This window comes from Shewanella sp. MM_2022_3 (assembly GCF_022557375.1).
GTDB lineage: Bacteria > Pseudomonadota > Gammaproteobacteria > Enterobacterales > Shewanellaceae > Shewanella > Shewanella xiamenensis.
On sequence record NZ_JAKZGV010000021.1, the window covers coordinates 21,427 to 42,927 of the forward strand.

Annotated in this window: 24 protein-coding genes; 18 read left to right on the plus strand and 6 right to left on the minus strand. The window is 45.9% G+C overall.

The window, feature by feature from the left end; translation table 11 throughout:
• Positions 1–114: 114 nt before the first annotated feature.
• From MMG82_RS12290 to MMG82_RS12320, 7 genes are all read left to right on the plus strand, one after another.
• Positions 115–2,196 carry a TonB-dependent receptor gene (locus tag MMG82_RS12290; protein ID WP_052184019.1) on the plus strand — a complete coding sequence of 694 codons (2,082 nt, stop codon included), beginning with the start codon at positions 115–117 and terminating at the stop codon, positions 2,194–2,196.
• A gap of 268 nt (positions 2,197–2,464) precedes the next feature.
• The gene (locus MMG82_RS12295; RefSeq protein ID WP_156143201.1) at positions 2,465–2,617 is read left to right on the plus strand and encodes a hypothetical protein; all 153 of its coding nucleotides are present in this window, start codon (positions 2,465–2,467) and stop codon (positions 2,615–2,617) included.
• A 446-nt stretch (positions 2,618–3,063) separates the two neighbouring features.
• Positions 3,064–3,894, plus strand: a complete 831-nt coding sequence (locus MMG82_RS12300) for an AraC family transcriptional regulator (RefSeq protein ID WP_047538846.1) — start codon at positions 3,064–3,066, stop codon at positions 3,892–3,894.
• Between the two features lie 102 nt (positions 3,895–3,996).
• Positions 3,997–4,701, plus strand: coding sequence for a LysE family transporter (locus MMG82_RS12305; protein WP_047538843.1), 705 nt, complete (start codon positions 3,997–3,999; stop codon positions 4,699–4,701).
• A gap of 150 nt (positions 4,702–4,851) precedes the next feature.
• Positions 4,852–5,661, plus strand: coding sequence for a hypothetical protein (locus MMG82_RS12310; protein ID WP_047538840.1), 810 nt, complete (start codon positions 4,852–4,854; stop codon positions 5,659–5,661).
• A 94-nt stretch (positions 5,662–5,755) separates the two neighbouring features.
• On the plus strand, positions 5,756–5,965 hold the full coding sequence (locus MMG82_RS12315) for a hypothetical protein (RefSeq protein ID WP_241406903.1): 210 nt from the start codon (positions 5,756–5,758) through the stop codon (positions 5,963–5,965).
• 57 nt (positions 5,966–6,022) lie between these two features.
• The gene (locus tag MMG82_RS12320) at positions 6,023–6,493 is read left to right on the plus strand and encodes a DUF1566 domain-containing protein (RefSeq protein WP_241406904.1); all 471 of its coding nucleotides are present in this window, start codon (positions 6,023–6,025) and stop codon (positions 6,491–6,493) included.
• A 51-nt stretch (positions 6,494–6,544) separates the two neighbouring features.
• Here MMG82_RS12320 and MMG82_RS12325 read toward each other — a convergent pair whose 3' ends face one another.
• Complete coding sequence (locus MMG82_RS12325) at positions 6,545–7,087, minus strand: hydrolase (RefSeq protein WP_037414286.1); 543 nt, start codon at positions 7,085–7,087, stop codon at positions 6,545–6,547.
• A gap of 326 nt (positions 7,088–7,413) precedes the next feature.
• On the opposite strand from MMG82_RS12325, the gene MMG82_RS12330 reads away from it, so the two are divergent.
• The 5 genes from MMG82_RS12330 to aroG all read left to right on the plus strand — a co-directional run bounded on the left by MMG82_RS12330 (position 7,414) and on the right by aroG (position 12,149).
• On the plus strand, positions 7,414–7,752 hold the full coding sequence (locus MMG82_RS12330; RefSeq protein WP_011071066.1) for a P-II family nitrogen regulator: 339 nt from the start codon (positions 7,414–7,416) through the stop codon (positions 7,750–7,752).
• A 10-nt stretch (positions 7,753–7,762) separates the two neighbouring features.
• Positions 7,763–9,013 (plus strand): ammonium transporter, encoded by a 1,251-nt coding sequence (locus MMG82_RS12335; protein ID WP_037414289.1) that lies wholly within the window; start codon positions 7,763–7,765, stop codon positions 9,011–9,013.
• 115 nt (positions 9,014–9,128) lie between these two features.
• Entirely contained in the window at positions 9,129–9,476 is a 348-nt protein-coding gene (locus MMG82_RS12340; RefSeq protein ID WP_241406905.1) for a hypothetical protein, read from the plus strand.
• 118 nt (positions 9,477–9,594) lie between these two features.
• Positions 9,595–10,782: a hypothetical protein gene (locus MMG82_RS12345; RefSeq protein WP_241406906.1), complete on the plus strand. Its 1,188-nt coding sequence runs from the start codon at positions 9,595–9,597 to the stop codon at positions 10,780–10,782.
• Between the two features lie 308 nt (positions 10,783–11,090).
• Positions 11,091–12,149 carry a 3-deoxy-7-phosphoheptulonate synthase AroG gene (aroG, locus tag MMG82_RS12350; protein WP_047538823.1) on the plus strand — a complete coding sequence of 353 codons (1,059 nt, stop codon included), beginning with the start codon at positions 11,091–11,093 and terminating at the stop codon, positions 12,147–12,149.
• Positions 12,150–12,199: 50 nt separating this feature from the next.
• Here the strand turns inward: aroG and MMG82_RS12355 are convergent, their stop codons facing one another.
• Positions 12,200–12,376 carry a hypothetical protein gene (locus MMG82_RS12355; RefSeq protein ID WP_011624090.1) on the minus strand — a complete coding sequence of 59 codons (177 nt, stop codon included), beginning with the start codon at positions 12,374–12,376 and terminating at the stop codon, positions 12,200–12,202.
• 503 nt (positions 12,377–12,879) lie between these two features.
• Between MMG82_RS12355 and MMG82_RS12360 the strand changes: the two genes are divergently transcribed.
• Positions 12,880–14,670, plus strand: coding sequence for an ABC transporter ATP-binding protein/permease (locus MMG82_RS12360; RefSeq protein WP_047538821.1), 1,791 nt, complete (start codon positions 12,880–12,882; stop codon positions 14,668–14,670).
• A gap of 110 nt (positions 14,671–14,780) precedes the next feature.
• Entirely contained in the window at positions 14,781–15,038 is a 258-nt protein-coding gene (locus MMG82_RS12365; protein ID WP_037414299.1) for a hypothetical protein, read from the plus strand.
• 23 nt (positions 15,039–15,061) lie between these two features.
• On the opposite strand, the gene MMG82_RS12370 is transcribed toward MMG82_RS12365, so the two are convergent.
• From MMG82_RS12370 to MMG82_RS12380, 3 genes are all read right to left on the minus strand, one after another.
• Positions 15,062–15,268 carry a hypothetical protein gene (locus MMG82_RS12370; RefSeq protein ID WP_037414301.1) on the minus strand — a complete coding sequence of 69 codons (207 nt, stop codon included), beginning with the start codon at positions 15,266–15,268 and terminating at the stop codon, positions 15,062–15,064.
• A 144-nt stretch (positions 15,269–15,412) separates the two neighbouring features.
• A complete protein-coding gene (locus MMG82_RS12375) occupies positions 15,413–16,903 on the minus strand; it encodes an FMN-binding glutamate synthase family protein (protein ID WP_047538818.1) in 1,491 nt (496 codons plus the stop codon).
• Between the two features lie 11 nt (positions 16,904–16,914).
• Positions 16,915–17,508 (minus strand): histidine phosphatase family protein, encoded by a 594-nt coding sequence (locus MMG82_RS12380; RefSeq protein ID WP_241406907.1) that lies wholly within the window; start codon positions 17,506–17,508, stop codon positions 16,915–16,917.
• Between the two features lie 183 nt (positions 17,509–17,691).
• On the opposite strand from MMG82_RS12380, the gene MMG82_RS12385 reads away from it, so the two are divergent.
• The 3 genes from MMG82_RS12385 to MMG82_RS12395 all read left to right on the plus strand — a co-directional run bounded on the left by MMG82_RS12385 (position 17,692) and on the right by MMG82_RS12395 (position 19,824).
• Positions 17,692–18,297, plus strand: a complete 606-nt coding sequence (locus tag MMG82_RS12385; protein ID WP_037414307.1) for a DUF5610 domain-containing protein — start codon at positions 17,692–17,694, stop codon at positions 18,295–18,297.
• Positions 18,298–18,406: 109 nt separating this feature from the next.
• Complete coding sequence (locus MMG82_RS12390; protein WP_144345375.1) at positions 18,407–19,156, plus strand: ferredoxin--NADP reductase; 750 nt, start codon at positions 18,407–18,409, stop codon at positions 19,154–19,156.
• Positions 19,157–19,227: 71 nt separating this feature from the next.
• Positions 19,228–19,824 carry a glutathione S-transferase N-terminal domain-containing protein gene (locus tag MMG82_RS12395; protein ID WP_218737443.1) on the plus strand — a complete coding sequence of 199 codons (597 nt, stop codon included), beginning with the start codon at positions 19,228–19,230 and terminating at the stop codon, positions 19,822–19,824.
• Positions 19,825–19,830: 6 nt separating this feature from the next.
• Here MMG82_RS12395 and MMG82_RS12400 read toward each other — a convergent pair whose 3' ends face one another.
• On the minus strand, positions 19,831–20,250 hold the full coding sequence (locus MMG82_RS12400) for a hypothetical protein (RefSeq protein ID WP_241406908.1): 420 nt from the start codon (positions 20,248–20,250) through the stop codon (positions 19,831–19,833).
• A gap of 215 nt (positions 20,251–20,465) precedes the next feature.
• Here MMG82_RS12400 and MMG82_RS12405 point away from each other — a divergent pair, with 215 nt between their 5' ends.
• On the plus strand, positions 20,466–21,473 hold the full coding sequence (locus MMG82_RS12405) for a Fe(3+) ABC transporter substrate-binding protein (protein ID WP_241406909.1): 1,008 nt from the start codon (positions 20,466–20,468) through the stop codon (positions 21,471–21,473).
• Positions 21,474–21,501 lie beyond the last annotated feature (28 nt).

Below are 21,501 nucleotides of genomic sequence, written 5' to 3' on the forward strand. Positions count from 1 at the left end.
AGATAAATGTCGTTGGCGATTTTTCTCTCACTGGAGTTTGAGCTAGATCCGCTTTTGTGCTGTGAAGACAGTGTTAAATCCGCGTCATCAACTCGTTGACTCGGGAAACACTCAATGAAACTAAAACAACACGTTTTAAAAACACGGCCAGCTAAAGTCTATTTAACTGGCCTATGTTTATTGCCACTTAGCGGCTTATCGGCCACAGCTCTTGCTGATGATCTGGATAAAATCGAGCGTTTAGAAGTGCGTGGCAGGCAAATTAATACCTTAGGCCATAGTACTTCGGCGTCTGAAGGGATAGTGGGTGCGGCGGAGATCGAGAGTCGCCCGCTGCTGCGCACGGGGGAGGTCCTTGAGTTTGTCCCCGGGATGATCGTCACTCAGCACAGTGGTTCGGGTAAGGCGAATCAGTATTTTCTACGCGGTTTTAACTTAGACCATGGCACAGATTTTAATACTCGCGTCGAAGGTATGCCGGTCAATATGCGGACTCACGGGCATGGGCAAGGGTATACGGATCTTAACTTTTTAATCCCCGAGCTGTTAGGGGAAATACGTTATGCCAAAGGAGCTTATTATCCTGAAGTGGCGGACTTTTCCGGCGCGGGTGCTGCGCAAATTCTGCTCGCCGATGAACTCGCTTATCGCCAAGTTGGGGTGACCTTAGGGGAATACGGTTATCAACGGCTGGTGGCGACTCAGGATATGAAAACCGAGGCCGGCCGATTTATTTTAGGAACAGAATTACAGGCTTACGATGGTCCTTGGAGTGATATTAAGGAAGATGTCAGCAAGGTCAATGTGGTTGGTCGCTATCTTACCAAGCTTAATGGCGGGGACTTTAGCCTCACTATGATGGCCTACGACAATAGCTGGAATTCGGCGGATCAAATTCCGGCGCGGGCGGTGGAGTCTGGGCTGATTGATTTTTACGGTTCACTCGACACCGATGTGGGCGGTGAGGCCAGTCGTTACAGCATTTCGGCGAATTATGACGCTGGCAACTGGCAGGCCAATGCCTATGCGATACGCTCGACCATGGATCTGTTTTCAAACTTTACCTACTTCTTAAACGATCCCATCAATGGCGATGAATTTGAGCAGGTCGATGAGCGCACCATTTGGGGCGGCGATATTAAACGCGACTGGCAAATGAGTCTGGCGGGGACACAAATCAATTACAGTCTAGGTGCCGATGTACGTTACGACGATATTGGTGCCGTGGGTTTATATAACACCAAAGCACGGGAACGCCTCAGCACTGTGAGACTCGATGAAGTGCAGGAACTCTCTACGGGATTGTTTGGCAAGCTGGAGTGGTTGCCTGCGGACCAATGGCGTTTGAATTTAGGCTTGAGATACGACTATTTCGATGTGCAGGTCGATAGTGATAATCCCCTCAACAGCGGTGATGCTTCCGATGGTATGTTGAGCTTAAAGGCGGGCGCTTCCTACCTAGTGAACGATAATCTGGAACTCTATATGAATGCGGGGCAAGGATTGCATTCTAACGATGCCCGCGGCGCAACCATTAAGGTCGACCCAGTCACGGGCGATCCGGTTGAAAAGGTCGATTTGTTAGTGCGCTCCAATGGTGGCGAGTTTGGCGTCAAATACTATGATCGCGACTTTATTAACTTCTCCGCCGCGCTTTGGTATTTGGAACTCGACTCTGAACTACTCTTCGTTGGCGATGCGGGCAATACCGAACCAAGCCGCGCCTCTGAGCGTTACGGCGCTGAAATCACGGCCTATTATTGGCTTAACGATGATGTGAGCTTAGATATGGAACTGGCCTGGACCCGTGCCCGTTTTACCGAAAATGAACTCGATGAAGGCAAATATGTCGATGGTGCCGTGCCCTTTGTTGGCAGTGCGGGCATTACCTATCGTCCCGATGGCGATGGTTGGTATACCAGTGTCAGGCTGAGATATTTAGGTGAGCGGATCCTCGATAGTTTTGATGAGCATAAAGCCGATGACACGACTTTAGTGAACCTTGCCCTTGGTTATCAGTTATCGGGCTTCGATACTAAGCTGGAGCTATTGAATATATTTGATAGCAAAGACCACGATATCGATTATTTCTACGAGTCTCGTCTAGCGGGTGAGCCAGCTGAAGGTGTGGAAGACTTGCATTATCATCCCGTTGAGCCGCGTATGGTGCGGGTGAGTGTCAGTTATCGTTTCTAACTTGAGTGACCATTCTTGAGTGACCATTGCTAGCGCCAACCGATACGCTAAGTTTGTTCCGCACCTAGGATAAACTTAGCGTTTCTATTCTGTTTAACATCATCATTTCGATATTTAGCTCAAATAAAATATTTTTAAATCAAGATATTTAGTCATGTTAGGCATTGAGGCTGTCGGTGCCTCTTAAGGGAATACCCTCAAACACTCAATACTAAAATTGGTGATGAATATTAAACGGATCGCTGCCGTTATCTCCTGAAGTTTAATCATGGCATTAGCCACTCCCGTTACCGCTTCTTCTACCAACGAGGTGAATGCCCAATGTGCAACCTTTAAGGCAAGCCACTTAACAGCCCAATACCAAGTGAACAATGCTAATAAGGGGCAACGTTGGCAGATGACGCGACTCAGAGTTATTTAAAGGGATAACACCACCTTTGAACAATAGGCTCCCAATGGCGAGTATTTGCATTATTTCTCCGTTGAAAGTGCTCTGTCACTTAGCGCAAGGGTGACTTTCGGGCGTTAAACATCAAGCACGATCGTGAACCCTTATACCATGTGATCTCACTGGCATTGCCCGCTGATATAACTAACATTGGCCTAAAACAACTACTTTATTGAACTAACACAATTACTTTGCTTTGTGGTTTAAAGCGTTATCGAACACGGTCGCAGTGGCTTCTATAAATAGCGAAGACCATGCCATTGAGGCGTAAGACGGCCACGGCAGTCATTCGCACTCATCCGCCATTTGGCATTTTTTGGGGAGGGCGCTGCAATAATTTACTATTCCGACCAAGAGCTCGGCGGCTAGAATGAGTAGTATCTAAAGTTATGTTTGCCCTGTGAGATTAAGCTTGCCCTATGAGCCGTGTGACTCCCGTTGAAAATATCAATTACTGGCGCCATCCCAGTCTCTCGGGCATTGAACTGAGTCAGGCGGAATTTACCCATTTCAGTTTTGATAAACACGTGCATCTGGATTATCACTTAGGTGTGGTGACTCAAGGGGCACAGCAATTTATTAATAAGGGCTGTCATTATCAGCTAGGACAACATGGGCTATCGACCCTCAATCCCGATGAAACCCATGATGGACAAAGCCGTGACGCCGAAGGTTATCGGGTTAAGGTGATGTCGATCCCCGTGGAATATATGAATGGTATCAGCCTAGAGTTAGGGCTGAAGGCCCATTTTTTTAATGCACCTATGGTGGATGACTCCGCGTTATATCAGTACTTTATCCAGTTGCATGATTTGCTTATCCAAGGCCAATGCTCTGAGCTTGCGGCCGAGTCGCACCTGCTGAACTTTATGCAGCTGTTATTAACGCGCCATCCGGCAGGAGTGCTTAAACTTGAGCAGGATAGTAGGCTATCATGGCAGCAGTTAAATCGAATCAAACAGAAAATCCACGATGAACCTTGGCAAAACACTCAGCTTGAAGGTCTAGCCAATGAGGTCAACCTGAGTAAGTTTCAATTTTTAAGGCAGTTTAAACAGGCAACGGGTATGACGCCCCATGCCTACGTTAAGCGGGTGCGATTAGAGTTAGCGAAAAAGTCCTTAACCGATGGCACCTTAGTGGCAGATGTGGCCCAGCAGTTAGGCTTTTTCGACCAGAGTCATCTAAATAAGGCGTTTAAGCAGGCTTTTTTACTCTCTCCCGTCCAATTCCAGCGACGCATGCTTTAATTTGCCTCGGTAAATTAGCGGCGTGCAATTTATTACAATGCAAGCTCTGGCGATTTAGTCATACTGGACTTTCTGTTTTTCTTGTTTTGCGGAGCCGTATTGATGGATGTATCCCTGTTAGTCACTTTAGCCGTTATTCATTGTGTTGCCTTAGTGAGCCCCGGGCCGGATTTTGCCATTATGGTGAAGATTGCCACCTCACAGCCGCGAAACACCGCAATCGCCACGGCAGCCGGGATATCGGCGGCGATTTTAGCCCATACCATTTTGAGTTTAACCGGCGTTAGTTTAGTGATTAAAAGCTCCCATACCTTGTATCTGTTAGTGCAATTGCTGGGTGCTTCATACTTGGCGTGGATGGGATTTGGCGCGCTTAAGGCTGCGGTGGCTTTTTTCAGTAAACCCAAAACCGTATTACACGGCAAGGGCGCAGATCCCTCTGGGTTTGCAACAACCTCAGAACACAGCCTTGATATGCCCACGGCGGGTGCGGTCAACGCTTTGTCAGCTAAACAGGGGTTTATGAGAGGGCTTTATACCAATTTATTGAATCCTAAAGCTTTAGTGTTTTTCTTAACCTTATTCTCTGCCCTGATCACCCCCAGCGTGACGTCCGTGACTAAATTCGCCGCAGCGCTGTTGTTATTTGTCTTGTCACTGCTCTGGTTTGGCTTTCTGGCGCTGATGCTCTCTAAGGCCAAGGTGCAGCAAAAGCTGCAACGACTGACGCCTATCATCGATGGGGTGATTGGGGTGATCTTTATGTCGGTCGCGGTGGCGATAGCGTCTAGTTTGCTGTTGGCTTAAGGAGCTGTTAGCTTAAGGAGCTGCGAGCGAGGCTGTGATTCGGCTTTTAACACATAGGCTTGGATGGGATTGTTTATGTTTATCCCACCTTAGCTATGCTATCCTTGCGAAGTCTTAATTTGGATGTTTTTGACTTTAAAGGAATAAGCCATGCCTCATGCTCTGTCTTCTCGAACATATTCAGCTATTCATCGACTTTCGCGCTTAGGGCTTTTTGCAGGCTTGCTGCTGGGGAGTCTAAGCCTTGCGCCACAGGCTTTGGCCGCACTAGAAGCGGAATATGTGCCGCAGGTGCAAGCTTTGATTGATGCGGCCAAGGCGGGTGATCGTCAGGCGATTGCCAAGCAGATTGCTTATCCTCTCAAGCGTGAATATCCGCTCCCCGATATACAAAATCCACAGCAAATGCTGACGAGATTCCAGCAAGTCTTTGATAGCAAGTTGTTGAGTCAAATCGCCAATTCGACCACAGAGAACAACTGGGAGACTATGGGCTGGCGCGGCATTATGCTCGATCACGGCAGTGTCTGGTTGGACTTTGATGGCAAAATCTCGGGCATTAATTATCAAAGCCCAGAGGAAGCCAAATTAAGAGACGAGCTAATCGCGCAGCAAAAATTGATGCTACACGAGAGTGTGCGCGAATTTGCTAGCCCAGTACTCGCGTGGGAAACCGCGCGATTTACCATACGTGTCGATGCCATCGATAATAACCAATATCGTTATGCCGCTTGGGCAAAGGGTAAATCCCTGAGCGAGAAACCTGATTTAGTCCTCAAAAAGGGTCAATTGGTGCGCGAGGGTACTGGCGGTAATCATTCCTTCCAGTTTAAAAGTGGTCCCTATCGCTATGTTTGCGATGTGATAGTGCTCAGCGCCGAAGAGAGTCCAGTGGGTAGACTTTATGTTTACAAAAACGATCAATTGCTAGTGCAGGAGCCTGTGATTAAGGCGTTATAGCTTAATTGGTCATTCGCTTAAGGCAATTCCCTGATGCGAATGCCATCGAGGTTGCCTGTAGCTGTCTTTTATCAACACAGGATTTAGGTTTGTTGTGATGATTAATCCCGCCAAAATCGCCGTTTTCGGCACTGCCATAGTGCTGTTGTTTTTACTAACTGAATGTCGCCAAAAAGAGCAAATTCCACTGTGCGGCCATGTCGAAGGTACGCCAATCGATACTAGCTTTGATGGCGGCCTAGACAATAACGACCGCACTCTGGCATCAACCAACTGCTTAAAAATCAAAGCACTTTACGATTAAAGTGATCGCCAAACTAAATGGTTTAGCAGTTCGCCTTCTATCGCTGTGATGAACGCCTTGGGTTACTTAAAACAAGATGATGCCGACAACAGTGGCGATTCCTATGCGATGACATTTAATGTACAGGAGGAATTTGTGTTTGGCCCAAGCCGAGGAGAATATGTGCAGTTTCGTCAGGACGGTAAGGGCGTTATCTTACCCGGCACCGAAGCGGCCAAGGGCAATGAGGCCAAGGTTGGTGTTAACGGTCAGTTTGACCGCTGGTGCCAAAAATTGGCCTCAATCGAGTTTGCTGGTAAAGACAATTGGCGCAGGCCAACGGAGCAGGAGTTAAATACCCTCTATGGGGATGGCGAGAGTCGCGCAGCCTATCAACGTGCGCAGTGGAGCTCGACAATCCCTTCTTGGTCTCGCACAGTGTATGAGACCGAATTCGAGGTCGGCATTATCTCGGTCGCCCCCAGCGGTTATAGTTTTCGCAGTTATGCCAATAGTGCCAAATTTGCTGTTTGTGTCGCCGCGTTTTGACCCGCTAAAGAGAGCTTGAACAAGCTCTCTTCTCGTCTTATTTAATCAACCTTATTTAATCAACTTTATCAGCGCCTTAAATCTATCGCCTTGGGCTTCGTGTTGCAGTTCAAATAATAGTGACTCCACATTGGTCAGCGTGGCTCCCTTGGCGGTCATCATTTGAATGCCCAGTTGTTTATTGTCAACGCTGCGGGAAGAAACGGCATCGGCGACGACATGCACTGAGTAGTGCTGATCGAGCAGATCACGGCAAGTCTGGTATACGCAAACATGGGTTTCTATCCCTGCGAGCAACACCTGTTTCCGCCGAGTTTGGGTTAACGCATTAGCAAATTCATCACAATACCAACCACTAAAGTGTTGCTTGGCAATGGGTGAGCCGGTTTTTTCGAGTAAGGTTTTTAACTCTTCAGTGGTCGAGCCTAGTTTGGCGGGTAATTGTTCGAGCCAAAGGATAGGAATTTCAAACAGCTGCGCGCCTTGGATGAGTGTACTCAACTGCTGATGAAGCTTGGCTGAGTTATCCATGATCTGAGCGAGCTTTCCCTGCACATCGACGATAACGAGTACACATTCTTCGGGTTTTAACATCGGGTATTCCTTCTGCGCGGGTGGAATAAAGGCATCGTTTAGCGTTTGCTCTGCTTATTTTGTGAATTGTGTGTTTTTTACACTGTTAGTAAAACCTAATTGAGCAGCCTCACCAATAGGGCAAAAGTCGAATATGCCGTGCACTTAAATTGCTCACTAAAAGAGTGCGCTGCCTCGACGCTTGCACAAGTCTGGTGCATTTTTAATCGGTTAATTCAAGTGTATTCTTTATTATTTCTTTTAAATCAATGAATTAAAATTATGGCCTAATGATTGAATTATCTTGGCTACAAGTTAATAACAATCGCGTTTTTTTGGAGGTCAGGATGAAACTAGTCAGCGCTATCATCAAGCCATTTAAATTGGATGATGTCCGTGAAGCTATCGCCGGAATTGGTATTGAGGGGATGACGGTGACCGAGGTTAAAGGTTTTGGCCGTCAAAAGGGGCACACAGAGTTGTACCGTGGCGCTGAGTATCAGGTGGATTTTTTGCCAAAAGTAAAACTAGAAATTGCCACTAAAGCAGAAAATCTCGACATGCTGATTGAGGCGATTACCACTGCGGCTCATACGGGAAAAATTGGTGACGGCAAGATTTTCGTTATCGACTTAGAACATGCCATCCGTATTCGTACGGGTGAACTCGACACTGAAGCGCTATAGGGGGCGGAAGATGGAAGAACTAACAAAATTAGGCGTGACAGTCTCTGAACTGCGCTTTGCACTCGACACCTTTTATTTTTTGATTTCTGGCGCCTTAGTTATGTGGATGGCAGCGGGTTTTGCCATGCTCGAAGCTGGCTTGGTACGCTCTAAAAATACCACCGAAATTTTAACTAAAAACGTGGTGTTATATGCGATTGCCTGTGTGATGTATCTATTGGTTGGCTACAACATTATGTATGTCGACAATGCTGAAGGTGGCTGGTTGCCTTCACTCGGTACGCTGATTGGCTCACAAGCTAGCGATGCAAACCATGCCTTGGAATCTGACTTCTTCTTCCAAGTGGTGTTTGTGGCAACGGCGATGTCGATTGTCTCTGGCGCCGTCGCTGAACGGATGAAGTTATGGGCTTTCCTGTTCTTCTCCGTGGTGATGACAGGCATTATCTACCCCGTTGAAGGCTACTGGACTTGGGGTAAAGGCTTTATCTCTAGCTTGGGCTTTGTTGACTTTGCAGGTAGCGGGATTGTGCACATGACAGGTGCTGCGGCGGCTATCGCTGGGGTGTTACTGCTCGGTGCTCGTAAGGGCAAATATGGCCCTAACGGCCAAGTCAACCCAATCCCAGGCTCTAACCTGCCAATGGCGACCTTAGGGATGTTTATTCTATGGATGGGCTGGTTTGGTTTCAACGGTGGCTCACAGTTGATGGTTTCAGATGCGGCTAACGCTAGCTCTGTCGCTAAAGTCTTTGTGAACACCAACACCGCGGCCGCTTTTGGTGCTATTTCTGCCCTCGTTGTGTGCAAAATGATTTGGGGTAAAGCAGATTTGACCATGATCCTCAACGGTATTCTGGCGGGCTTAGTGGCAATTACCGCCGATCCGCTGTCGCCTTCACTGCTGATGGCGGGTGTGATTGGCCTAGTTGCTGGTGGCTTAGTGGTGTTCTCTATCGTCGGTTTGGACAGAATTAAGATTGATGACCCAGTCGGTGCAATCTCTGTACACGGCGTAGCGGGTTTCCTCGGTTTAATGTGTGTGCCGTTATCAAATGCCGACGCCACTATCACGGCGCAATTAACTGGTGCAGCGATTATCTTCGCATGGGTATTTAGCGCGTCGTTTGCGGTGTGGTTTGTACTGAAGATGACCATGGGTATCCGTGTTTCTGAGGAAGAAGAATATAACGGTATGGATGCATCTGACTGTGGTATCGATGCTTACCCAGAGTTTGTAACTGTAAAAAGTGCGGGCTAACTCGCGCTGATACACTTGATGCCTCTAAGGGATAAGAGGATAGTAAAGCAGAGCCAAGTGCTCTGCTTTTTTTATGGGTCTTCGATTCTACTTGTACCGCAACAAGGAGCTAACGATGCGCTTAATCTCGGATCTCACCGCACCACTTAGACGTACCTGTTTGCTCGGGAGTATGCTGAGTGCTCTCTTAGCCTTGCCCACTTTTGCGGGGCAAGTTGTGGTGACTCGCTCGGATAAGCCTTTCGATGCTTTTGCTGTTCGCGACCAAGTGCTGAAAGATTATGAATGGCAGGAGTCTTTGAGAAGACAGGAGCAAATTCAAATTCTGCAAGCCTTGCCCCTGGGCTGTATCGCGCAGATAAGGCCTTACCGCTATTTTACCTGCGGTCAGGATAACTATCGTCCTTACCGTTATCAGCAGCAGGATGTGTATATCAAGGTTGACCCTCCGGCGCAGCGTTAACTCTCAAACTGCCGCAATCCTATGCGACAGGTCGTTATTTTTTGTAACCATTTAATGACGTCTTTTTGGCCAAGTGTAATAAGCTCAAATAGGAGCCTTATGGTCTGGGGGACGTATCATGATACAACTGCGCACCATCTCTAGCGGTATATTCTACTCATTATTACTTTTACTATTATTGGGTTGCAGCTCGACAGCTCCCAAACCTAGTGATAATGAGATAGATGCCCTGTTTGCCGATTCGTTGTTTACACCGGTTAATAATATTCCTAGCGTCGAGGATATTTTTAGTCTTCCGCCCTCTGTGGTAGCCGATGTCCGGCGTGCCTACGATCGCTATAGCTTCTCGACGAAAAATCCCCTTGCGGTGCACGAATGGTTAGCCAGTTATATCAATGCTAACCAAGATGGTGGCCACAGCGACTTTCACTATCAAGATAATCTGACTCAAACCGCCAGCGAAACCTACGCCCAGCGTGCGGGGAATTGTATGTCGTTGGTGGTCATGACATCGGTGCTAGCGGATATTTTTAAGATTGGCACTGAGTTTCAGGATATTGCGATTGAACCCGTTTGGGATAAACAGGGCGAGTTTTATCTGATTAACGGCCATGTCAATCTGCGCTTGCTACCCGCTTCAAGCGTGCATGCGGTTTATATGTCGACCCATGCCATTTTGGTCGACTTTATGCCCGAGCGAGCCCTGCGAGGCTACAACAAAGTGCAAATCAATCGCCAGACCTTAACTGCTATGTTTTACAACAATATGGCCGCCGAGTCTTTAGTCGAAGGCGATTTAGACCGAGCCTACGCTTTGGTTAAAGCGGGTTTAAAATCTGGACACTTTATCCCTGCACTCAACACCTTAGCCGTGATTTATCGCCACAAGGGCGATGAGCAACGTGCAGAGCAAGTTTATCGCTACGCCCTTAAGTTTGATGCTAGCGATATGACGACCCTCTATAACTTAGCGGTGATCTTAGGTGAACAGGGGCGTTTAGATGAGTGGGCACAGATCCATAAAGTGCTTGAATTAGCGCGCATTCGTAACCCTTATTACTACTATGATATGGGCGAGCAGGCCTACGATGAGCATCAATACCGTGAGGCGCTCGCTTGGTATCAAAGGGCGGTCGATAAGGCCGATTATCGCCATGAGTTTTTCTTTGGTCTGTCACGCACCTATTGGGCGCTGGGTGATGAAAAACGCGCTAAACAGAATATGGAAAAGGCGGTGGCACTTAGCCGCGAAGCCACAGATAAGCATCGTTATCAGGCCAAGTTACAGGCCATGCAGCAACACTAAATTCTTAACTCGACCTCCTTTGTTTGTGCTTAATACCTGATAAAGGAGGTTTTTAATTTTCCGCTTTCATCACCGCTTGCTTCCAACCCCAACACTTGCTTGGCTTTAGTTTGCATATCACATTGAAATATTTGAATTTGTATTTTTTAAAAATATGTTAAAACAAGACCTTATAGCTGATTTGTTGAAATGGAGACAACTTGGTTGCATTAGCGGCGCATACTGGATAAATTGAATTCAGTATTGCAGTCGAGATCCCTATTGCAGCGATAAAAATAGCCTAAACACGAGAGTTGGAGCAGTAAATTATGTATTACCAAAATGATGACGTTCGCATTAATGAAGTCAAAGAGTTACTTCCACCGATTGCGATTCTTGAACGATTTCCTGCTTCCGAAAACGCTGCTGCAACTGTGTTTAACGCCCGCCAAAGCATCCATAACATTCTTGCCCGCCGAGATGATCGTTTGTTAGTCGTTATTGGCCCTTGCTCTATTCATGATCCTAAAGCCGCATTGGAATATGGCCAGCGACTGGTTGCGCTAAGAGAACGTTATCAAGATCAGCTCGAAGTGGTGATGCGTGTGTATTTTGAAAAACCGCGTACCACAGTGGGTTGGAAGGGGCTCATCAACGATCCTTATATGGATAACAGCTTCAAACTGAACGATGGTTTGCGTACTGCGCGTAAACTTTTAGTCGATTTGAATGACTCTGGCATGCCGACCGCGGGTGAGTTTCTCGATATGATTACCCCGCAGTATGTGGCGGATATGATGTGTTGGGGCGCTATTGGTGCTCGCACTACGGAATCACAAGTACATCGCGAGTTGGCCTCGGGGTTATCTTGTCCAGTAGGCTTTAAAAATGGTACCGACGGCACGATTAAGGTGGCGATTGATGCCATTGGCGCCGCGAATGCGCCGCACCACTTTTTATCGGTCACTAAATTTGGCCATTCGGCGATTGTGTCGACCAAAGGTAATCCTGATTGTCATATCATTTTGCGTGGCGGCCGTGAGCCAAATTATAGCGCAGGCCATGTGGCGCAAATCAGCGAGCAGTTGAAAAAGGCTAAGCTAGTCGACAATATCATGATCGACTTTAGCCACGCCAACAGCAGTAAACAATATCAACGTCAAATGCAGGTTGCGAACGAGGTTGCTGAGCAAATAGCGGCGGGTAATAAGGCAATTTTCGGTGTGATGGTTGAAAGTCACTTAGTCGAGGGACGCCAAGATCTGATCGAAGGTCAAGCCTTATGTTATGGTCAGAGTGTCACCGATGCTTGTATTGGCTGGGAAGATACGGAACGTTTGTTAGCGGTGTTAAATCAGAGTGTAATTGAGCGTCGTCAGCGCGATTAATACGCTTAAAGATCAAAAACAAAGGCGCTATCCCAGCGCCTTTATTTTTATTATTTTTTGCTCATTTCGGCTAAATATTCGTTCGCTTTGGCTAAGCTACCAAAAGCGGCAATCAGGTTATTTCGGCCTTTGTCCTGAATTTCTGGATTCCCTGACTCGATCATCATCCACACCCAAGTTTGGATCAGTGGTAACGGCGGGTATTGAACTTTGGCTGAATCCAACATAAAGCATCCTTCGATCTTGATTTATTTGAGTTATCTTAGTGTTATCGCAAAACGAGTACAGAGCATATTGCTTCGCTCGCTGCTGCGGCCAGAGGTTTGCAAATCCTGCTGCTAGTGAACTTAAGTCCATGGGGCATTTTGGGTAAAACCGACAAAATAATCAACACTCCAATCCATGTTATCGCAGCCTATTTTAGCGTTCATTATTCGGATAAAACCTTGCAACTATGGCATTTCTTATCGTTAATAAGCCCTTAGTGATTTCTCCTAGGGTAAGTCGTTAGTGTGACATTTTTATATCGAGGCACTTCTATGCGGATATCTAATTAAAGACGTCTCATTACTTCAGTACCGGCAGCTGGTATAAGTGGTAATTGTGCCAAGTGATAAGTGGTTTGTCTGTCAGAAAAATCTGATTGATTTTATTAAAACTTTATCCTTTGATTCACTTTATTATTCGCCATGCTGTTACAATTGACCGACTTAGGCAAAGGTTTAGATATATGCGTCCAACACTGTACTTTGAAGGTCCCATCGATAAGCTCAATTGGCATGTGATTAAATTGCTCTGGCCCTATTTGCTTGAATATAAGGGGCGGGTGGCATTGGCTATGTCTTGCCTTATTGTTGCTAAGCTTGCTAGTGTCGGTTTGCCGTTTATTCTCAAAGATATAGTCGATACTTTAGATGTTAATAAAACAGCGCAGGCCTTGAGTGTGCCTATCGGCTTAGTATTGGCCTATGGCGCAGTACGACTGTTAACTGCCATTACGGGGGAAATTCGCGATACCTTATTTGGTCGAGTAACAGAGCGGGCTATTCGGCGTTTAGGCCTTGCGGTGTTTGATCACCTACATCGCCTCGATTTGGATTTTCACTTAGAGCGACGCACGGGCGGTTTATCGCGAGACATTGAACGTGGCACCAGTGGCGTGAGCTTTTTGATGCGTTTTATGGTGTTTAACATAGTGCCGACGCTGTTAGAAATTGCCATGGTCATTGGCATTTTCTTTTTTAATTATGGACTTGCCTTTGCTGCGATCACTTTTACCTCCGTGATGGCCTACATTTGGTTTTCGGTCATTGCTACCGAGTGGCGTACCGAATATGTGCGCGATGCCGCCAAGGCCGACTCCCTCTCGAATACCCGCGCTATCGACAGCCTGCTGAATTATGAAACCGTGAAGTATTTTAATAACGAGAAATATGAATCGGATAGATACGATCAGGCCCTAGAACAATGGGAAGTCGCTAAGCGTAAGAATCGTTTATCGCTTTTTGCCCTCAACGGCGGGCAGGCGCTGATTATTGCCTTAGCGATGACGGCGATGATGGTGTTAGCGGCTTATAAAGTGACCAACAATGAAATGACCATAGGTGACTTTGTGTTGATCAATGCTTTTATGATGCAGCTCTTTATGCCGCTAAACTTCTTGGGATTTGTCTACCGTGAAATCCGTGGCGCTTTAGCCAATATCGAGCGGATGTTCAGTTTGCTGGATAAACACCCTAGTATTATAGATAAACCCGATGCATTAGATTTTCACCCTTCCCGTGGCGAGCTCAGTTTTGAGCAGGTCAGTTTTAACTATGATGACAGACCCATACTGCGTAATGTTAGTTTTAAGGTTGCAGCGGGTAAAAAGGTCGCTGTGGTTGGGGATAGCGGTGCGGGAAAATCCACATTAATCAAACTATTGTTCCGCTTTTACGATGTAGAGCAAGGACGTATTTTGATTGATGGACACGACATTCGCCAGTTAACACAAGATGCGCTTCGCAGAGCGATTGCGATAGTGCCACAAGATACAGTGTTATTTAATGATTCTTTAGTTGAGAACATTCGTTATGGTCGCCCTGATGCGAGTGATGACGAAGTGCGCGATGCTATTAAACTCGCTCATTTAGAAGATTTTATTGCTTCACTTTCACAGGGTTGGGATACCAAAGTGGGTGAGCGGGGATTAAAACTTTCAGGTGGCGAGAAACAACGAGTTGCGATTGCTCGCGCGATCTTAAAAGGATCGCCAGTGTTAGTATTTGATGAGGCGACTTCATCCCTCGATAGTCGCTCCGAACAGGCTATTTTAACGGCCCTTCGCGAGGTGGCCAAAGGACACACCAGCTTAGTGGTTGCACATCGATTATCGACTATTGTTGATGCTGATCAGATTGTTGTTTTAAGCAAAGGCGAAATTGTTGAGCAGGGACATCATACAGCATTATTAGCCCAGGACGGCCTTTACGCTAAGTTGTGGCGGATACAAAATGAACAACAACAGCTCTTGGTGTAATTATCAAAAGCGTTTGCTGTAAGTCTAATAGCGTTGGGACAATTCAGTTTTTATTCAGCTAAGGCTCTCTATACTCGAATCCAAGCAAATAATCATAAGAGGTGCTTGGCATGGAAAATATGGCATTAAGAGTCAATATTGAAGGCAGAGAAGAGAAAGTCAGCACAGACTGGTTTGCCATTATGGCAACGCTTCAAAAGCGCGGTGTAGATTATGATTCGCTACAACGAATTCATGCTGAGCTCAATGCAGGTCTGAAAGTGACAACAAGACGGTTAACGCTGGCCAAACTGAATCTAGATATGGGACTGGCTGGGATTATTCGTGGAACGAATGAATATAACGCTGATATTCATGGTGTTTGTTAAGCAGAATAATAGGATATATAAAATTATATCCCCTTGGGTTTTCCAGCCTTCCAACCTTCACACAGCAGATTGAATTTATTGGTCGAGTCGTCAATTCGTTTCAGACGAATGACTTGACCTTCACGAAAACACAACAGCTCGCCTTCGATCTCTGTTAAGCGATTACAGCTCTTACAGCTTGTGCTGGCAGTTTTGCTGTCAGACATTTGGCTTACAAAGCTAGATTTCACAGTGTTTCCTTAACAATAAATATGAAATGATTTAATTCAATGCGTGTATCACGGATTTTACTCCTTTTGTGATACACATTCAAATTAGTTATTGCTGAATTAACTTTAGATGAAAGTCGTATGTTATGCACTGGAAATTTATAATTATTGATTGATATGGGAATAATATTTATCCAGTGAAACCGACAAGCCACTTTCAAGTACAATCCGCACATGGGAAGGTTTGAGCTGCCTTGGTTCTGTTACCCCACATGCATGGGCTATTAGCGCCAAGTCGTGGTGTAGATTATGGTTATAATTGGCAACTCGGTTAGATTTATCTTTTGGATCAAGTCCTTGCTGAAGTTTTTTATTGTGTGTGGTAATTCCAGTGGGACAAGTATCCTTGTTGCATTGCAATGCTTGAATACAGCCTAAGGCGAACATATTCCCACGGGCTGAGGCGATAAAGTCAGCGCCTAAGGCGAGCGCCCAAGCGACCCGTGAAGGGACGATGAGTTTACCAGAGGCGATCACTTTGATACGTTTACGCAATCCACGTTGAATCAATACATTAACCAAAATAGGTAGACTTTCTTTTAGCGGTAGGCCAACACAATCCATTAAAGGTTGCGGCGCGGCACCTGTTCCACCATCGGCGCTATCTAAGGTAAAAAAGTCTGGAGCAGATGCTTCTCCACGACGTTCAATTTCATCGCAAAAATCCTCAAGCCATGTTACGTCGCCGAGTACGGCTTTTATTCCTGTGGGTTTACCCGTGACTTCGCGCACTCTGGCAATCATATCCAGAATATCGCCAACATTTTTAAACTCGATATGACCGTTGGGACTGATGGAATCTTGTCCCTGTGGAATACCGCGAATATGGGCGATTTCCTCTGTCACTTTTACGCCAGGTAGGATGCCACCTTTACCGGGTTTTGCGCCTTGACTCATTTTGATTTCAAACATTTTGACTTGAGGGTGCGCCGCAATTGTTTTGAGTTTGTTATCGTCTAAATGGCCGTGCTCGTTACGAACGCCATATTTGGCGGTGCCGATTTGAAAGACTAAATCACAGCCGCCCTTTAAATGATAAGGGCTTAAACCGCCTTCACCGGTATTTAACCAACAACCTGCCTGCGCCGCACCATGGGATAAGGCGGTGATAGCGGGGCGGGACAGAGCGCCAAAGCTCATGGCAGAGATGTGGCAAATGGTATTTGTGGTGTAAGGTTCGCGGCAATCGGCGCCAATAGTCAGCGGATGAATGGGTGTAATGTCCTCATCTTGGGTCGGAAAGGCGGTATTCATAAACATAATCGTACCTGTCGTGTCCAAGGGCCGGGTCGAGCCAAATGCTATCGTTCTATCGACATTTTTAGCCGCTCTATATACCCAGCTTCGTTCTGCGCGGTTAAAGGGGAGTTCTTCCCTGTCCTGGGCAAAAAAGTATTGTCTGAAAAATTCACCTTGTTTCTCAAATAAATATCTAAAACGACCAATCACAGGATAGTTATGGCGTACTGCCTGTTTGGTTTGCAATTTGTCAGCAAAGTACATGTAGACAATGGCTAGAGCGCCAAAACCGATAATGATTAAAAACAGCCCAGATAAGAGATCTAGTCCCCACATAAACCAATTCAATTCGTGCATCTTGTTATCCTCTATTCATTGCCGTAGCGGGTGGAGATCAAGCTGGCAGGTTGTCCATCATTAATGGAAAGTAAAAACAACTGGCTGTAATCATCTTCACTGATGTTGGTAATTTCAGGGCCACCGAGAGCCTTGATGATAAGTGGCACGGTGTTGGAGTGCCCTGCAATTAAGCTGTTACCTTTAACCGCATGTACTTGTTCAACAATATGTTGGATATGGGGTTCGAGAGGTTTTTTTGCCTCGAGCACAGTAATCGGTAAATGCCGCTCCGTTGAAATCGGTAATAAGGTTTGCTGAGTCCTTTGATATTGAGTCGCAATCAGCTGCGAAATGGGGGTACGTTTTAAGGCGCTGATAAGCGCCTGAGCACGTATATTGCCACTGGCTGAAAGGGGAGGATCGCCTGCGGGCTCATCAGCTTTTTCTGCATGTCTTACGAGAATGATTAATCGATTATCGGCAATAGCTTGATTGATCGGACTAAGTCCAATGCTGGCGAAGAATAGCAGACTTATCAGTAATGATTGTATTAGCGTTCCTGAATTGAAACCGATTCTTCGATTATGCCGCAAAAAACCATGTAAATATTGGGCGATTGCCATGCCTTATATCCTTATTTTATGGGCGAGTATTAAGAGGGGGTTAGGATGGTATTGAACAAACAAACCTATTCTCTATTTGTATCATTGCATTAAGTATGAATGGTACTGCAATTTATAAAATTGCTAAAGTTGCTCAAATTTTGGTCGATAATTAAGTCTCCCCAAGTTGAGTGGACTAGCATCATGGAAATCAATAACCCTGCACAGGTACAGAGCACTTCTTCGACCCACAGTAAATATGCTGAAAACGCGGCAAATAGTGATAAGACGAAAAATGTGGATGCCACCTCTAAACAGACGGCGCAGCAAACTAGTAAGCAGTTAATGAATCAAGCAATTCTATCGGCGCAGGAAGATGTAAGCCTAAAGTCGGGTGATCAATCTATGACCTTGCTTTATCGCGCAGCAATCGAAGCGATAAACAAAGAGTTAGCTCCTTCTATGGGCGAGAACGCGATTCAAACCGCCTATGATAACGGTGTCGATACGTCCCCCGAGGCCACTGCCGATCGTATTGTGAGTTTCGCGACGCAATTTTTTAGTGTTCATCAGCAGCAAAATTCGAATATGAGTTTTGACGAACAGCTCGACAGCTTTATGACCATCATTGGTGGCGCTATCGATAATGGCTTTAAAGAGGCGAGGGATATTTTATCTGGTCTTAAAGTGCTGCAGGGCGATATTGCCGATGGTGTGGATAAAACCTATGGGCTCGTTCAAGAAGGATTACAGGCCTTTAGGGACAGTTTTAATAAAAAATCAAATGAGACTCAAGCGACTAACACTTAATTTAATCTTGCATATCTTAACTCTTAAGCCCCTTACAATAAGGGGTTTTTGTTGTGTGAATAACCGTCTATGCTAGGAGCCTATTTAACGTTTTGCTTGAGGGCGAGTTATGTGGACTAGGGGACGCGTTATTGAACGTATTGATTGGAACGACAAGTTATTTTCACTGCGGATAGCGGCCGAGTTAGCTCCCTTTATTCCCGGTCAATTTATTAAACTCAGTCAACTGCAAGATGATAAGCGTATCGCTAGAGCTTATTCCCTTGTTAATTCTCCCGATAAACCCTATGCCGAAATTTTGGCTGTTGCTGTAGAGGATGGCCAGTTATCCCCACAATTACAGAATCTTACCATCGGTGATGAAATAGAAATCACTCCAACGGCAACGGGTTTTATGACCTTAGATGAGATCCCAAAGGGAGAATTACAAGGTCGGCATTTATGGTTTTTAGCCACAGGTACGGCCATCGGGCCATTCTTATCCATGCTGGATACCGCCGAACCTTGGCAGCGTTTTGAGAAGATCGTACTTGTCTATGGTGTGCGCGAAGCTAAAGATTTAGCCTACCTCGATAAACTAAAGGCTTATTCGATGCAATATCCAGATCAGTTTATCCTGTGTTTAACTGTGACCCGTGAAAAGCTTGATGACGCATTGCAATGCCGTATCCCCGATGGCTTAGTCTCGGGTGAAATCGAGCGAAAAGTCGGATTAACCTTAAGTGCGGCGGATTCCCAGGTGATGATTTGCGGTAATCCTGGGATGATTAGCGGCGCCCAAGCGGCATTGCTTGATAAGGGGCTCTCGAAAAATTTACGCCGTGCTCCTGGGCAAATTACCGTAGAAAAATATTGGTAATAATGCGAGTGTTTAGTATCCGTTACCAACGTATTCGTTGCTTTATAGTTGTCGTTTAGAAGGATTTTTTGATGAAGTTGCTCTGCTCCCTTGCGTCACCCTATGCTCGCTGTGTTCGTAGCTTAATCAGTTATTTAGGGATTAAAGATATTGAAGAAGTCCTCGTTAATCCAATGGAAAATACGGCACAGTTGCTTGATGTTAATCCGTTAGGTCAAATTCCCTGTCTGATCACGAATGATGGCGTGCCTATTTTCGATAGCGAAGTGATTATGCGTTATCTGGACGCAGAATTAGGTTCACAGGAAATGTTTGGCGGTCAACCTTATAACTGGGTATTGCAGTGCCAGTACTCGATGATCAAGGGATTAATTGATAGCGCGGTGAAGTTGCGCCAAGAGCAAATGCGTGAAGATGAGGGGGTGAGATCAGCTTTTTGGACATCACGTTTTGAGCAGGCTCTGCTGCGTGGGTTGATGCAGATGGAACATCAGAGCGTGATTACTCAAGCAACCATACAAGCGCCACAGTTAGCGTTAATCTGTTTGTTGGATTATATGGATTTCAGACACCCTGAACTCGATTGGCGTAAAGTTGCTCCAGCGACTGCGATCTGGTTTAGCGAAATGCGTGATTTACCTGCGTTTGTAGATACTCGCCCACAATAAATATTGTCAATGGTCGGTTAAGCGCCGGCCTTTAGGCTTATCTCGGCGATTATGTTCACCAAATGCGCCGAAGAGCTCTTTAGTCATGCCGTAGTCAACTCGGCGATCGTTACCAGCTTGGCGCCTATCGTCATAGTGTTTATAGTGGCACTGACATTGGCTTTGGGTGCAGCCTTTCACTGGAATTTCAGGTGCTTCTTTTGACAGGAAGCGTTTTCCTTTAATTGCATCGACCTGTTTGCAGCAATTTGCTTCATTTTCAATACTCACGCAGTGGAAGGCATTCAATATCGTCGTTCCGTGCTTTGCTCGTTTTGCCGAACTCGTGGTTTTGGCAAACGACTTGTGCTGCTTTTGACTATTTTGGTAGGTCATAAATATCGCTAGTCCAAGAATGGTAATGAAGAGTAGTAGCATGCTAAACATAATACCTCCCAACTATTTTTAAAAATTAAGATTCAGTTTAGTTTGGTTTGAGATAATTCGCCTCTTTACATCTTAATTTCATTAAAAACAAAAAGTTATACTAACTATTGCTCTCCTCAAGTCGATCAATTACTCTTGCGAAACTGATAACTATTATCATTTTTAGTCTAAGAACGACTCACGTTTGACGTCATCATTTTGAGGAGAAATCGCGAATGAAATGGGTAACTTGTGCCGCTTTAATTGGGTTAATATCGGTTGCACAGTCTGCACATGCGGATGAAAAATTAACGGTTTATTCCTATCGTCAAGCATTTTTGGTTGAGCCCATCTTGAAGCGCTTTACTGAAGAAACAGGCATTGGCGTGAATGTGGTGTTTGCCAAAGACGGGATTGCCGAACGTATCGCCCGTGAAGGTCGCTTATCGCCCGCCGATCTAGTGTTAACTTCAGATTTTTCTCGTTTGGTCGAATTAGTCGAAAAAGATCTGACTTCTCCCGTGAAAAGTGAGCAGCTCAATAGCAATATTCCTGCGCAATACCGCGATCCGGATGGGCAATGGTATGCCTTGACGATGCGTGTTCGAAACCTCTATACGGCAAAAGATCGCTTAGGCCCACAAGCGATTCGCTATGAGGATCTCGCCGATCCTAAATACAAAGGTAAGATTTGTACTCGCAGCGGTAAGCATCCTTACAACATCGCCTTGGTGGCTTCGATGATTGCTCATCACGGTGAGGCGGACACGAAAACGTGGCTACAGGGCGTGAAAACTAACTTAGCCCGCAAGCCTCAAGGTAACGATCGCGGACAGGTTCAAGCGGTAAAAGAAGGCTTATGTGATATCGCGATTGGTAACAGCTACTACTATGGCAATATGCTGCAAGATCCGGAGCAAAAGAGCTGGGCTGAAGCCGTGGTGATTAATTTCCCTAATCAGGCTGACCGCGGTGCCCATGTCAACGTTTCAGGTATGGTGCTTACTCGCCACGCGCCGAATAAAGACAATGCTATCAAGTTGATGGAATTCCTCTCTGGCGATGTGGCGCAAAAAGCCTATGCCGAAGTGAATATGGAATATCCAGTAAAAGCCGATGTTGCACCTTCAACCTTAGTGGCCTCTTGGGGCGAGTTTAAATCTGATAAGTTGCCGATTTTCAAGCTGGCGGAATACCACCAAGCGGCGGTGAAATTGTTAGATGAAGTTCAGTTTGACCTCTAGTTACGCAGTTAAATCGATAAGTGCGCCT